The sequence below is a fragment of the Streptomyces sp. R33 genome (assembly GCF_041200175.1).
Classification (GTDB): Bacteria; Actinomycetota; Actinomycetes; order Streptomycetales; family Streptomycetaceae; genus Streptomyces; species Streptomyces katrae_B.
In genome coordinates, this window is the sequence record NZ_CP165727.1 from 6105650 (window position 1) to 6117444 (window position 11795).

Below are 11795 nucleotides of genomic sequence, written 5' to 3' on the forward strand. Positions count from 1 at the left end.
AGAAGAAGGACCTCATGCTGCTGGTGCCCCTCTACGAGCACCCCGCCGACCGGCCCGAGGACTGGGAACGGCTGATCCGCTCCGCCGGCCGGCTGCACTCGGTGGTCCTCAACCCGGCCAGCGGGCCGGGGGAGGCCCGCGACGAGCGGTTCGCCGCCGTCGCGGAGCGGCTGCGCGACGCCGGGGTGCCCGTCCTCGGCTACACCGACACCGACTACGGGCGGCGTCCGCACGCCGCCGTCGTGGCGGACCTGCTGCGCCACCGCGACTGGTACGGCGCCGACGGGGCCTTCCTCGACCAGGCCTCCGCCGATCCGGAGCTGCTGTCGCACTACGGGCGGCTCGCCGTCGCCGCCCGGGCCGCCGGCGCCCGTACCCTCGTCCTCAACCACGGGGTCCACCCGCACCCCGGCTACGCCCGACTCGCCGATCTGCTGGTCACCTTCGAGGGACCCTGGGACGCCTACCGGGACGCGTCGGTGCCGCCCTGGACGGCCGACCACCCCGCCCAGCGGTTCTGCCACCTCGTGTACGCGGTCCCGCCGGGCGCGCCCGCCGCCGAGCTCGCCCGGCAGCGCGGGGCCGCGGTGCACTGCGCCGTCCCCGGGACCGGCGCGCACCCGTGGGGGACCCTCCCGTACGCCCTGGAGGCCACCGGATGACGCGCCCGCTCCGGCGCGGCCGCGTACTGCCGCTGCTCCTGCTGCTCGTGCTGGCCGCCTGCACCACCGAGGGGCAGGAGCCGGACGACCTGTCGCCCGCCCCGGCGCCGGGGGAGCGCTGGCAGCCGAAGCCCGGGGTCAGCTGGCAGTGGCAGCTGACCGAGAAGCTGGACACCTCGGTGAAGGCCGCGGTCTACGACGTCGACGGGTTCACCACCACCAAGGAGCAGGTCGCCGAGCTGAACAAGGCCGGCCGGCGGACCATCTGCTACCTCTCCACCGGCGCCTGGGAGGACTTCCGCCCCGACGCCGGCGCCTTCCCGAAGGAGATGCTCGGCGAGGGCAACGGCTGGGAGGGCGAGCGCTGGCTGGACATCCGGCGGCTGACCGAGCTGGAGCCGCTGATCGCGAAGCGGTTCGACATGTGCCGGGAGAAGGGCTTCGACGCGGTGGAGCCCGACAACATGGACGGCTACCGCAACAAGTCCGGCTTCCCGCTCTCCGCCGACGACCAGCTGAAGTACAACCGGCTGATCGCGAAGCTGGCGCACGACCGGGGCCTCGCGGTCGGGCTGAAGAACGACCTCGACCAGATCCCGCAGCTGGTGGGGGACTTCGACTTCGCGGTCAACGAGCAGTGCGCCGAGTACGACGAGTGCGAGCGGCTCACCCCGTTCATCGCGGCGGGCAAGGCCGTCTTCCACGTCGAGTACGAGAGCCGGATCGGCGAGTGGTGCGAGCGCTCGCAGGAGCTGCGGCTCAGCTCGCTGCAGAAGAAGTACGAACTGGGCGTCTGGCGGCAGTTCTGCCCACCGAAGGGTTAGGCCACCGGAAGGACCGCGTGCACCCGGTAGCCGCCGCCGAACCGGGGCCCGGCGAAGCAGGAGCCGCCCAGGGCCGTGGCCCGCTCGCGCATGCCGAGCAGCCCGTGGCCGCCGCCGGCGCCGTCGTCCGCGGGGAGCTCGGCGGTGCCGCCGTCGTCCAGCACGGTCACCTCCACCGAGGCGCCGACCCGGACCACGCTGACCTCGGCCCGGACCTCCGGGCCCGCGTGCTTGCGCACGTTGGTCAGGGCCTCCTGGATCACCCGGTACGCCGCCAGGTCCACGGCGGCCGGCAGCACGTCCCGCTCCCGGCCCAGCTCGACCATCACCTTCACCGGCAGCCCGGCGTGCCGGAAGGTGTCCACCAGCTCGTCCAGTACGGCCAGCCCCGGCGCCGGTTCGGTCGGCGCCTCCGGATCGCCGGACTGCCGCAGCAGGCCGACCGTGGCCCGCAGCTCGTTCAGCGCCGAGCGGCTCGCGTCCCGTACGTGCGCCAGGGCCTCCTTGGCCTGGTCGGGACGCTTGTCCATGACGTGCGCGGCCACCCCCGCCTGCACGTTGACCAGGGCGATGTGATGGGCCACCACGTCGTGCAGGTCGCGCGCGATCCGCAGCCGCTCCTCGGCGACCCGCCGCCGGGCCTCCTCCTCGCGGGTCCGCTCGGCCCGTTCGGCCCGCTCCCGTATCGCGTCGACGAACGCCCGCCGGCTGCGCACCGCGTCGCCGGCGGCCGCGGCCATCCCGGTCCAGGCGAAGATGCCGATGTTCTCCTGCGCGTACCAGGGCAGGGGGCCCGCCAGCATGGCCACGCCCGTCAGCCCGGCCATCGTGAGCACGGCGATCCGCCAGGTGGTGGGCCGGTCGGTGCGGGAGGCCAGCGTGTACAGGGCGATCACCGTGGACATGGCGACCGGGGCCCGGGGCTCGCCCGTGGTCAGCTCCAGCAGGCAGAGCCCGATGGTCACGGCGAGCACGGTGCGCGTGTGCCGCCGCCGGAACACCAGCGCGGCCGCGCCCAGCACCATGAGCAGCAGGGAGAACGGCTCGGGGGTCCGGGTCCCGAACGTGGGCCCGTGCGGGCCGTGCGGATCGGCGAACGAGCCGACGACCATGGAGACGAGCGCCCCGAGCGCGAGAACGGCATCGGTGGCGAGCGGATGGGTCCGCATCCAGTGCCGGGTGGGGGCGAACGGCCCGAGGTGTGTCGTCACCCCGATACGGTACGGCCTGCCTCCGGCCGGGCGGACGGGCGTCAGAGGCCGGGACGCTGCGGGGGCAGCGGGGCGGCCGGGGGCGGGCGCCGGCCGAGGGGGGCCCGGGAGCGTGCGGGGCCCCATTTCGCGCGGACCACGCACACCGCCATGACGGCGGCGATGGCCGCGAGGTGCTCCTTGCCCGCCAGGTTGTCCTTGACCAGCACCTCGCCGATCATCACCGCGATCACGGCGGCCCCGGTCAGGTACGCCCGGTAGCGCCAGCACACGTAGATCGCGAGGCCGACCACCGCCGCCGACGGGCCGGTGTCGTTGACGACGCGGTCGGACACCGGCAGGCCGAAGGGGTGGTCGGGGCCCAGCGAGAGCCCGATCCGCGCGTACGTGGTCCCGGCGAGGGTGGCGACGTAGCCGATCAGCAGCGTGCGCCACCAGCCGATGCAGATCTCGGAGATCCCGAAGACCAGCAGGATCTGGGCGAGGGCCCCCCACACGGGCAGGTCGAGGGCGGGGACGAACAGGGACAGCGGGGTGCGCAGCAGGGCCAGCCACAGCGGGTCGGCGGCCTTGACCGACCCGAGGTTCTGGACCGGCTGGAACCCCCAGGACGTGTTCTGGACGATCTGGAAGACCGAGGTCAGGCAGACGGCCCCCAGCGTCATCGGGGCGGCCCGCCACTTGTCGCGGACGAGCGCGTCGCGGACGGTCCAGAACAGGGGCCCCCACTCGCGGCGGGCGAACCGCCGGAGGGGGGTGGTCGTCCACGCCGTCAACGATTGGTCTCCAGATGTCTGCGGTTCAGCCACTTCGGCAGCCCGGGAGCCTCCAGGAAGCCCTCGGCCCGGCCCGCCGCGATACCGATCCGCAGCAGGTCGGAGCTCTTCTCGAAGAGCATGAACCGCGGTTCCCAGATCGGCCGGTATTTGGCATTGGCCCGGTAGAGGGACTCGATCTGCCACCAGCGGGAGAAGAAGCTCAGCAGCGAGCGCCACATGCGCAGCACCGGACCCGCGCCGAGCTTGGACCCCCGCTCGAAGACGGAACGGAACATCGCGAAGTTGAGCGAGACCTGTGTGACGCCGATCTCCTTGGAGCGTTCCAGGAGTTCGATGACCATGAACTCCATCAGACCGTTCTCGGAATCGCGGTCGCGGCGCATCAGGTCCAGCGACAGACCCTTGGGGCCCCACGGCACGAAGGACAGCACGGCGCGCAGATCGCCGTTGCCGTCGGTGCACTCCAGCATCACGCACTGGCCGTCGCCGGGATCGCCCAGTCGGCCCAGTGCCATCGAGAAGCCGCGCTCGGTCGCACCGTCGCGCCAGTCGTCGGCGCGGGTGAGGAGCACGTCCATCTCCTCGGCCGGGATGTCGGCGTGCCGGCGGATCCGGACGGTGTACCCGGCGCGCTTGACGCGGTTGTAGGCCTGCCGGACGGTCCGCATGGCGCGGCCCTCCAGGGTGAACTCGTCGGTCTCGACGATGGCCTCGTCGCCCAGCTCCAGCGCGTCCAGACCGTGCCGCGCGTAGATCTGCCCGGCCTCCTCGCTCGCGCCCATCACGGCCGGCACCCAGCCGTGCTCGCGGGCCTCGGCCAGCCAGGGCTCGATGGCGCCGGGCCAGGCCTCGGGGTCGCCGATCGGGTCGCCGGAGGCCAGCGAGACCCCGCCGACGACGCGGTACGTGACGGCGGCCTTGCCGGTGGGGGACCAGATGACGGACTTCTCGCGGCGCAGCGCGAAGTAGCCGAGCGAGTCGCGGTCGCCCTGCCGGGCGAGCAGCGCGCGCAGCCTCTCCTCGTCCTCCTCGGTCAGCGGGTCGACGGCGCGGCGCGAGCGGAAGGCGGCGAGCAGCACGGCGATCAGCAGCAGCGTCGACATGACGTTGATGACGATGTCCACCCAGCCGGGAGTGGTGATCGCCGCGTAGTCGCGGGCGTTGGGCTCCAGGGTGATGAGCCGCATCACGCCGTACCGCCAGCGGGCCAGGAACGTGGCGTCGGCGGCGTCCGGGTCGGTGTTGGCGGCGCCGACGATCAGCGCGGCCAGCAGCGAGGTGGCCAGCAGGCCGACGGCGCCGACGAGGGTGGCCAGCTTGGGGTTGGAGCGGTCGCCCTTGGCGTAGAACTCCCGACGGCCGAGCAGCAGGGCGCCGACGAAGGCCGCCGTCAGGGCCAGGGAGACCCAGTTCTGGGTGTGGTCCCGGAACTCCGGGTAGCAGAGGTCGAAGTCGCCGCTGGTGCACGGGGCGAAGGCCGCGGTGGCGAAGGCCAGCAGCAGCATGCCGCTGAGCACCAGGTTCAGGATCCACGCGGCCCGCTTGCGGCGGCCCATGGTGACCGCGAGCAGCAGCGAGAACAGGCCGGACGCGAAGCCCGCCGTGAGCAGGTAAGGGGTGTAGAAATCGGCGGTGTTGTGGCGGCGCAGGTCCTGCCCGAGCGAAAGCCACACCGCGCTGAGGAAGTTGACGAAGGTGACGGCGCGCAGGTACCAGACCGCGAACGCGGCGCTGCGCCGCGACCGGGCGGATCCCCGGCCGGTCTCGCGGCCGCCCCCTTCGTCCTTCTTCTCGTCTTTCCTGCTGTTCGTGTCTTTGCCGGATCCTTGTGCTGCCTTGGCAGCCTGTGCGGTCCGGTCAATGTCTGCGCTGGTCAAGCGGGCCTCTCCCATAAAACGCGATCATATGGGGCGCCGCCGACCGGACGCTCAGTCCTTCGGCTCCTCAGGCTCCGCAGGCTCCTGCGCCACCCGCTCCGGGAGGTCCGCCGCGAGCGCGGCGGCCGCCTGGACCAGGGGGAGAGCTAGCAATGCCCCGGTTCCCTCTCCCACTGTGACGCCGTGGTCGAGCACCGGGTTGAGTGCCATCCGGTCCAGGGCCTTCGTCTGGCCCGGCTCGCCGCTGGCCTGCCCGGCCAGCCACCAGTCGGGGGCCCGGAACGCGGCGCGCTGGGCCACCAGACCGCAGGCCGCCGAGACGATGCCGTCCAGGATGACCGGCGTACGACGGACCGCGCACTGCAGCAGGAACCCGGTGATCGCGGCCACGTCGGCGCCGCCGACCGCCGCGAGCAGGGCCACCTGGTCGCCGAGGACCGGGCGGGCCCGGCGCAGCGCGTCGCGGATCGCCGCGCACTTGCGCATCCACGTCAGGTCGTCGATGGGCAGTCCCCCGCGGCCGGTGACCACAGAGGCGTCGGTTCCGCACAGGGCGGCGACGAGCGTCGCCGCGACCGTGGTCCCGCCGACGCTCACGTCCCCGAGGACCACGAGGTCGGTGCCCGAGTCGGCCTCCTCGTCGGCGATCCGCACCCCGAGCCGCAGGGCCGCGTCGGCCTCCTCGAGGGTGAGCGCGTCCTCGATGTCGATCCGCCCGCTGCCGCGGCGTACGCGGTGGCGGACCACGTCCTCGGGCAGCAGCCCGGGCTCGCAGTCCAGGCCGGCGTCCACGATCCGTACGGGGGCGCCGAGGCGCCCGGCGAGGATCGAGACGGGGCTGTTCCCGTCGAGCACGGAGCGCACCAGCTCGTGCGCACTGCCGGCGGCGCGGGCGGACACCCCCTCGGCGGCGATCCCGTGGTCGGCGGCGAACAGCACGACGCGGGGCCGTTCGATCGGGCGGACGGGCACCCGCCCCTGCGCGGCGGCGAGCCACTCGGCGAGCTCGTCGAGCCGCCCCAGCGCCCCGGCCGGCACGGCCAGCCGCTCACGGCGTTCCTCGGCGTCACGCCGGACGCCCCCGTCGGGGCGCTCGATCAGATCGGAGAAGTCGTCGAGATTCAGCGTGGTCATCTGCCAGAGCGTACAGCGGGTAAGGCCCTCCCCAAGCCCCGTCCGGGCCGCTCGCCGGGCGGGGCGCGGAGTCAGTCCTTCAGGACCACCGCCTGCCCGGCGACCACCATCAGGACGTGCTCGCACTCGGCGGCCACCAGGCTGTTCAGGCGCCCCAGTTCGTCGCGGAAACGCCGGCCGGAAGCGGTTGCCGGAACGACGCCCGAGCCCACCTCGTTGCTGACGGCCACCACCGTGCGGCGGGTGGCCCGCACGGCCGCCACCAGCTCCGCCACCCGCTCCCGCAGCTCCTTCTGGCCCCGCCCCGCCCACACGGCGTCGTCCCAGGCCCCCGCCCGGTCCATCGCGTCGGTCAGCCACAGCGCCAGACAGTCGATCAGCAACGGCGGCCCTCCCTCCACCAGCAGCGGCACCAGCTCGCACGTCTCCACCGTGCGCCAGCTCCCCGGCCGCCGGTCCCGGTGCAGGCCGATCCGCGCCGCCCATTCCGCATCGCCGTCCCGGGTTCCGCCGGTGGCCACGTAGACCACCTCCGGGAAGCCCGCCAGCCGCCGCTCCGCCTCGAAGGACTTCCCCGAGCGGGCCCCGCCGAGCACCAGCGTCCGGCGCGGCAGGTCCGGCACCGCGTGGTACTCGCCCACCGTCACCGTCGTCCCGTCCGGCACCGCCCGCGCGCCGGCCGCGGCGCACCGGCGCTCCAGTTCCCGGCCCGGCGGGGTGTCGTGGTCCAGGTGCACGGCGATCACGTCGGTGGTCGGCCCGGCGGCGCCGCTCGCCCGCAGCCGCACCAGCGCCTCCGGCCGGCCCAGCACGTCCGCGAGGACCGTGTCGTACGGACGCTGCCCGGCGGCGCCTCCCCCAGACTCCGTCCGGGGGGACCCCCAGCCGGCCGGCGCCCCGCCGGGCGGGAGGTACAGGAGCCGGCTGCCGTCCGGCCCGGTCACCTCGTACCCGGTGCCCGGCGCGTCCATCGGCACCGCCCGCACGCGGTGCCCGCTGATCACCGCGAGCTCCCGCCCGTCCGGCACCCGCCCGGCGGCCGGCAGCCCCGGCGGCAGCTCGACCGGCGGCCCGTCGTGCGGATGGGTGAGCAGGACCTGCCGTACGCCGGCCAGCGAATGCCCCGCGCGGGCGCCGGCGAAGACCGCCCCGGGGGTCAGGTCGAGCAGCAGCGCCCCGTCGACGAGGAGGGACGTCGCGGCGCGCGACCGGGGGCCGACGGAGACCGCGCAGGCCGCGCAGGGACAGCCGGGGCGGGGCAGTCCTTCGGGTGTGCCGGTGCCGAGCAGAGTGAGTTCCACGAGAAGATCCTCCCGCGTCGCCGGGACTGGTGCGCGCCCGGCTACTCTGCGGGCAGACTCAAGAAGAGATGCGTGCGAGCAGCGGACGAGCAACGGAGGCGGACATGGCGTGGACGTGGCGGTTCGAGAAGGCCGACGGCAGCGAGACGAGCCCGGCGGTCGAGCCGGAGGAGTTCACCACGCAGGGCGACGCGGAGTCGTGGATCGGCGAGGTCTGGAAGGAGCTGCTGGAAGGCGGCACCGAGCAGGTGAAGCTGTCCGACGACAACGGCACCGAGCTGTACACGATGAGCCTGCGTGAGGCTCTGAACGCCTGAGCGGCGGCTGCCGATGCAGGAAGCCCGGACCCCGTCGGGGTCCGGGCTTCCCGGGTTCTGCGGGTGGTGTGCCGGGGCGGGTCAGCCCCGTACGCCGCACAGGTGCAGCAGCGCCGCGACACCGCGGTACGGGTCGGTCCGTCCGGCGCGGTCCTCGGCGGCCAGCAGCTGCTCCAGCTCCTCGTCCGGGGGAAGTTCCTCGCCGGCCTCGGTCCCGTCGGTGAAGACGCGTACGCCGTACCAGGCCTGCAGCGGTGCGCCGATCCCGGACAGGGTGGCGGTGAGCCCGGCCAGCCGGTCGGCCCGTACCTCCAGGCCCAGCCGGTTCGTGTAGTCGATGGTGTCGAAGGCGGCCAGAGCGGCCGGCCAGTCGGCGTCCAGCCCGGGCCGCATCGCGAGGGCGTCGCCGTTGCGCACCAGCAGGGACAGCAGTCCGCCGGGTGCCAGCATCCGGGCCAGCCCGGCGAGCATCGCGTCCGGCTCGGGCACGTACATCAGAACGCCGTGGCACAGCACCACGTCGAAGCTGCCCGGCAGGAAGTGCGCGCCGGTCTCGCGGCCGTCGCCCTCCATGAGCCGGACCCGGTCCCGGATCCCGGCGGGCTCGGCCGCGAGCGCCTCCTGGGCGACGGCGAGCATGGCGGGGTCCTGCTCCAGTCCGGTGACCTTGTGCCCGGCGCGGGCGAGACGCAGCGCCTGGGTGCCCTGGCCCATGCCGACGTCCAGGACGCGCAGCCGCTGCCCGACCGGGAAGCGGTGCGCGATCTGTTCGTCGACCTGCCGGCCCACGAGCTCCTGGCGGACGGCGTTGCGCAGTCCGCCCAAGCCCTCGAGCCACAGCCGGGCTCCCCCCGCGAAGCCGTCTCCCGACGCTCCGGGCTTCCCTCCGCTCAGGGCCGTTCCCCGCGCTTGACCTGCGGCTTCGGCAGGCGCAGTCGGCGCATCTGCAGGGTGCGCATCAGGCCGTACGCGACGGCGCCGCGGCGCGGCTCGTCGGGGAAGCGCGCGGCGAGGGCCTTGCGCAGGCGGAAGCCCATGCCGACGGAGTCGACGATGATCAGGGCGATCACGGCCAGCCACAGCATGAGGGCGATGTTCTGGATCGACGGCACCCGCACCATGCTGAGCACCAGGATGATCACTGCCAGCGGCAGGAACATCTCGGCGACGGAGAAGCGGGAGTCCACGAAGTCGCGGACGAACCGGCGGACGGGGCCCTTGTCGCGGGCGGGCAGATAGCGCTCGTCGCCACTGGCCAGCGCCTCGCGCTGCTTGGTCATCTCCACCCGGCGGCGCTCACGCGCACGCTTGGCGTCCTCCTTGCGGTTGCCGGTCGAGGCCACCACGGCCTTGCGCTGCGACTGGGCCACAGCACGCTTCGGCGTCGGGCGGCCCTTCGGGGCCTGCGGGTCACGGGGCTGCGAGAGGTCGGCGGTCACCTTGTCGGTGGCTGCGGCCTTCTCTTCCTTGGAGGAACGGCTACCAAACACAAAACCCAAGCCTACGTGGTTGCGGGCGGGTACCCCACCCCGGCGGGGAACGATCCGGCAACGGCGGGCGTCTTCCCTGTGCAGGGTTCTTGCGGTGGGCGGGCTCGGGGGAGCACCTACTCCCTACGCCTGACAGGGGCAGGGGTGGAGTCGTTCTGGAGGAGGAGCGCATCCGCACAGGAACAGTGCGGTAATGGAGACAGGGCCCGTACTGTGGGTTCTGTCGGTGACCTGGAGCACAGTCCGTCTAGAAGGGGGCGCGCGAAGCCCATGAGCGGTGTCATGAAGCGTATGGGGATGATCTTCCGCGCGAAGGCGAACAAGGCCCTGGACCGGGCCGAGGACCCGCGCGAGACCCTCGACTACTCGTACCAGAAGCAGCTGGAGCTGCTTCAGAAGGTGCGCCGCGGCGTCGCCGACGTGGCGACCTCCCGCAAGCGCCTGGAGCTGCAGCTGAACCAGCTGCAGGGCCAGTCCGCCAAGCTCGAGGACCAGGGCCGCAAGGCCCTCGCCCTGGGCCGCGAGGACCTGGCGCGCGAGGCGCTGTCCCGGCGGGCCTCGCTGCAGCAGCAGGTCAGCGACCTGGAGGTGCAGCACCAGACCCTGCAGGGCGAGGAGGAGAAGCTGACCCTCGCCGCGCAGCGCCTGCAGGCCAAGGTGGATGCCTTCCGTACGAAGAAGGAGACCATCAAGGCCACGTACACGGCGGCGCAGGCGCAGACCCGGATCGCGGAGTCCTTCTCCGGCATCTCCGAGGAGATGAGCGACGTCGGCCTGGCCATCCAGCGGGCCGAGGACAAGACCGCCCAGCTGCAGGCCCGCGCCGGCGCGATCGACGAGCTGCTGGCCTCCGGCGCCCTCGACGACCAGAGCGGCCTCGGCTCCAAGGACGACATCCAGGCCGAGCTGGACCGCCTCTCCGGCGGTACGGACGTGGAGCTGGAGCTCCAGCGGATGAAGGCCGAGCTGGCGGGCGGCCCGTCGGCGCAGCAGCAGGCCATCGAGGGCGGTGCCCCGGGCAGCGCCCAGCAGCCGCAGGCCCAGCACCGGTTCGACAAGCAGTAGGACGGGGCCCGTCATGATTGTCCGCATCATGGGGGAAGGCCAGGTGAAGGTGGCCGACAGCCACTTCACCGAGCTCAACAAGCTGGACGACGACCTGCTCGCGGAGATGGAGAGCGGTGACGAGCAAGGTTTCCGGCGCACGCTGTGCGCGCTGCTCGAGGCCGTACGGCGGCTCGGCGAGCCGCTGCCGGACGATGCGCTGGAGCCGTCCGAGCTGATCCTGCCCGCGGAGGACGCCTCGCTCGACGAGGTCAAGGAGATGCTCAGCGACGACGGCCTGATCCCGGGCTGAACCGCCCGGCAGGACAGGGACGTGACGGCGCCCGGCCGCCCCCTCGCGGGGGCGGCCGGGCGCGCTCAGTGCTTCGTCGGCTTCGAGACCGCCGTCCGCTCCGGATCCGGGGTCCCGCCGATGAAGTTCTCGAACCTGCGGCGCGGGGCCGCCCACCGCCGGTCGTGGTGGAACGCGCGCAGCTTGGCCTTGGCGCGGGCCCGCGGGCGCTTCGCGTAGAACCTCTTCGCGTAGGGGGAGCCGGGCCGGGCCAGCCGGATCGCCCCGATCAGCGCCACGAAGGGGATGACGGTGCCGAAGAACGCGGTGCGCGCCTTGCCCTTCCACAGGGCGATCAGGGCCAGGAAGAAGTTCGTCGCGGTGTTCATGATGATGAGCCCGCGGCTCTGCCGCTCGTCGGCGGTCAGGTCGTTGACGCCGAACGGCAGGAACCCGCCCAGAACCAGCGCCACCAGCGCGGCCGTCAGCACCACGATCTCGACGCTCTTGCGGCCCTGTTCGCTCCAGTAGACGTCGTCGAGGTGCAGGATCAGCGCGAACTCGTCCAGCACCAGGCCGGCGCCCAGCCCGAAGATGACGGCGGAGAGCAGCGCGCCGAATCCGTGCCGGCCGCTGCCGACGGCCCCGAACCCGCCGATGATCACGAGGACGACGCCGGGCACCACGTGGTGGATGTGCAGGCCGCCCGGGGTGACGTTCTTGAACGGCCCCCGCCCGGCCCGGATCAGCCGGGTGATCACACGGGTGACGAGGAACGACATCACGAACGAGAGCAGGGCGAGGAGCAGGGGGAGCTTCCCCGGTTCGACGATGTTCCGGTACCACCAGTGACCCATACCGCCG

13 protein-coding genes are annotated in these 11795 nt (G+C 73.1%); 5 read left to right on the forward strand and 8 right to left on the reverse strand.

Annotated elements, in window-relative coordinates:
• The first annotated feature begins 14 nt into the window (after positions 1-14).
• Both AB5J51_RS28090 and AB5J51_RS28095 read left to right on the forward strand, forming a co-directional pair.
• A complete protein-coding gene (locus AB5J51_RS28090) occupies positions 15-662 on the forward strand; it encodes a spherulation-specific family 4 protein (protein WP_133899878.1) in 648 nt (215 codons plus the stop codon).
• Positions 659-1486 (forward strand): endo alpha-1,4 polygalactosaminidase, encoded by an 828-nt coding sequence (locus tag AB5J51_RS28095; RefSeq protein ID WP_136224561.1) that lies wholly within the window; start codon positions 659-661, stop codon positions 1484-1486. Before AB5J51_RS28090 ends, AB5J51_RS28095 begins: the two co-directional genes overlap by 4 nt.
• On the opposite strand, the gene AB5J51_RS28100 is transcribed toward AB5J51_RS28095, so the two are convergent.
• The 5 genes from AB5J51_RS28100 to AB5J51_RS28120 form a co-directional block, all read right to left on the reverse strand.
• The gene (locus AB5J51_RS28100; RefSeq protein ID WP_078987154.1) at positions 1483-2655 is read right to left on the reverse strand and encodes a sensor histidine kinase; all 1173 of its coding nucleotides are present in this window, start codon (positions 2653-2655) and stop codon (positions 1483-1485) included. The two genes, AB5J51_RS28095 and AB5J51_RS28100, sit on opposite strands and share 4 nt — an antisense overlap.
• Positions 2656-2738: 83 nt before the next feature.
• A complete protein-coding gene (locus tag AB5J51_RS28105) occupies positions 2739-3473 on the reverse strand; it encodes a hypothetical protein (RefSeq protein ID WP_206310708.1) in 735 nt (244 codons plus the stop codon).
• Complete coding sequence (locus AB5J51_RS28110) at positions 3470-5368, reverse strand: phosphatidylglycerol lysyltransferase domain-containing protein (RefSeq protein WP_053785132.1); 1899 nt, start codon at positions 5366-5368, stop codon at positions 3470-3472. The genes AB5J51_RS28105 and AB5J51_RS28110 overlap by 4 nt, the downstream gene beginning before the upstream one ends.
• A gap of 36 nt (positions 5369-5404) precedes the next feature.
• Positions 5405-6487 (reverse strand): nicotinate-nucleotide--dimethylbenzimidazole phosphoribosyltransferase, encoded by a 1083-nt coding sequence (cobT, locus tag AB5J51_RS28115; RefSeq protein WP_369778966.1) that lies wholly within the window; start codon positions 6485-6487, stop codon positions 5405-5407.
• A 71-nt stretch (positions 6488-6558) separates the two neighbouring features.
• Positions 6559-7788: a bifunctional adenosylcobinamide kinase/adenosylcobinamide-phosphate guanylyltransferase gene (locus AB5J51_RS28120; RefSeq protein ID WP_053785134.1), complete on the reverse strand. Its 1230-nt coding sequence runs from the start codon at positions 7786-7788 to the stop codon at positions 6559-6561.
• Positions 7789-7892: 104 nt separating this feature from the next.
• Between AB5J51_RS28120 and AB5J51_RS28125 the strand changes: the two genes are divergently transcribed.
• Positions 7893-8105 carry a hypothetical protein gene (locus AB5J51_RS28125; protein ID WP_053785135.1) on the forward strand — a complete coding sequence of 71 codons (213 nt, stop codon included), beginning with the start codon at positions 7893-7895 and terminating at the stop codon, positions 8103-8105.
• A gap of 81 nt (positions 8106-8186) precedes the next feature.
• Here AB5J51_RS28125 and AB5J51_RS28130 read toward each other — a convergent pair whose 3' ends face one another.
• Together AB5J51_RS28130 and AB5J51_RS28135 are read right to left on the reverse strand one after the other, a co-directional pair.
• The gene (locus AB5J51_RS28130) at positions 8187-8930 is read right to left on the reverse strand and encodes a bifunctional 2-polyprenyl-6-hydroxyphenol methylase/3-demethylubiquinol 3-O-methyltransferase UbiG (RefSeq protein WP_240805332.1); all 744 of its coding nucleotides are present in this window, start codon (positions 8928-8930) and stop codon (positions 8187-8189) included.
• A gap of 65 nt (positions 8931-8995) precedes the next feature.
• Positions 8996-9604 carry a DUF3043 domain-containing protein gene (locus tag AB5J51_RS28135; RefSeq protein WP_107093424.1) on the reverse strand — a complete coding sequence of 203 codons (609 nt, stop codon included), beginning with the start codon at positions 9602-9604 and terminating at the stop codon, positions 8996-8998.
• A 261-nt stretch (positions 9605-9865) separates the two neighbouring features.
• Between AB5J51_RS28135 and AB5J51_RS28140 the strand changes: the two genes are divergently transcribed.
• Together AB5J51_RS28140 and AB5J51_RS28145 are read left to right on the forward strand one after the other, a co-directional pair.
• Complete coding sequence (locus AB5J51_RS28140) at positions 9866-10660, forward strand: PspA/IM30 family protein (protein WP_136224562.1); 795 nt, start codon at positions 9866-9868, stop codon at positions 10658-10660.
• A gap of 13 nt (positions 10661-10673) precedes the next feature.
• Positions 10674-10952: a hypothetical protein gene (locus tag AB5J51_RS28145; RefSeq protein WP_133898253.1), complete on the forward strand. Its 279-nt coding sequence runs from the start codon at positions 10674-10676 to the stop codon at positions 10950-10952.
• 65 nt (positions 10953-11017) lie between these two features.
• Here the strand turns inward: AB5J51_RS28145 and AB5J51_RS28150 are convergent, their stop codons facing one another.
• Positions 11018-11788, reverse strand: coding sequence for a hypothetical protein (locus tag AB5J51_RS28150; RefSeq protein WP_369778967.1), 771 nt, complete (start codon positions 11786-11788; stop codon positions 11018-11020).
• Positions 11789-11795 lie beyond the last annotated feature (7 nt).

Bases quoted from the DNA above. Each gene is read 5' to 3' on its own strand.
- cobT (WP_369778966.1), bottom strand. From the start codon at position 6,487: ATGACCACGCTGAATCTCGACGACTTCTCCGATCTGATCGAGCGCCCC.
- AB5J51_RS28125 (WP_053785135.1), top strand. From the start codon at position 7,893: ATGGCGTGGACGTGGCGGTTCGAGAAGGCCGACGGCAGCGAGACGAGC.
- AB5J51_RS28110 (WP_053785132.1), bottom strand. From the start codon at position 5,368: ATGGGAGAGGCCCGCTTGACCAGCGCAGACATTGACCGGACCGCACAG.
- AB5J51_RS28095 (WP_136224561.1), top strand. From the start codon at position 659: ATGACGCGCCCGCTCCGGCGCGGCCGCGTACTGCCGCTGCTCCTGCTG.
- AB5J51_RS28150 (WP_369778967.1), bottom strand. From the start codon at position 11,788: ATGGGTCACTGGTGGTACCGGAACATCGTCGAACCGGGGAAGCTCCCC.
- AB5J51_RS28090 (WP_133899878.1), top strand. From the start codon at position 15: ATGCTGCTGGTGCCCCTCTACGAGCACCCCGCCGACCGGCCCGAGGAC.
- AB5J51_RS28145 (WP_133898253.1), top strand. From the start codon at position 10,674: ATGATTGTCCGCATCATGGGGGAAGGCCAGGTGAAGGTGGCCGACAGC.
- AB5J51_RS28140 (WP_136224562.1), top strand. From the start codon at position 9,866: ATGAGCGGTGTCATGAAGCGTATGGGGATGATCTTCCGCGCGAAGGCG.
- AB5J51_RS28100 (WP_078987154.1), bottom strand. From the start codon at position 2,655: ATGCGGACCCATCCGCTCGCCACCGATGCCGTTCTCGCGCTCGGGGCG.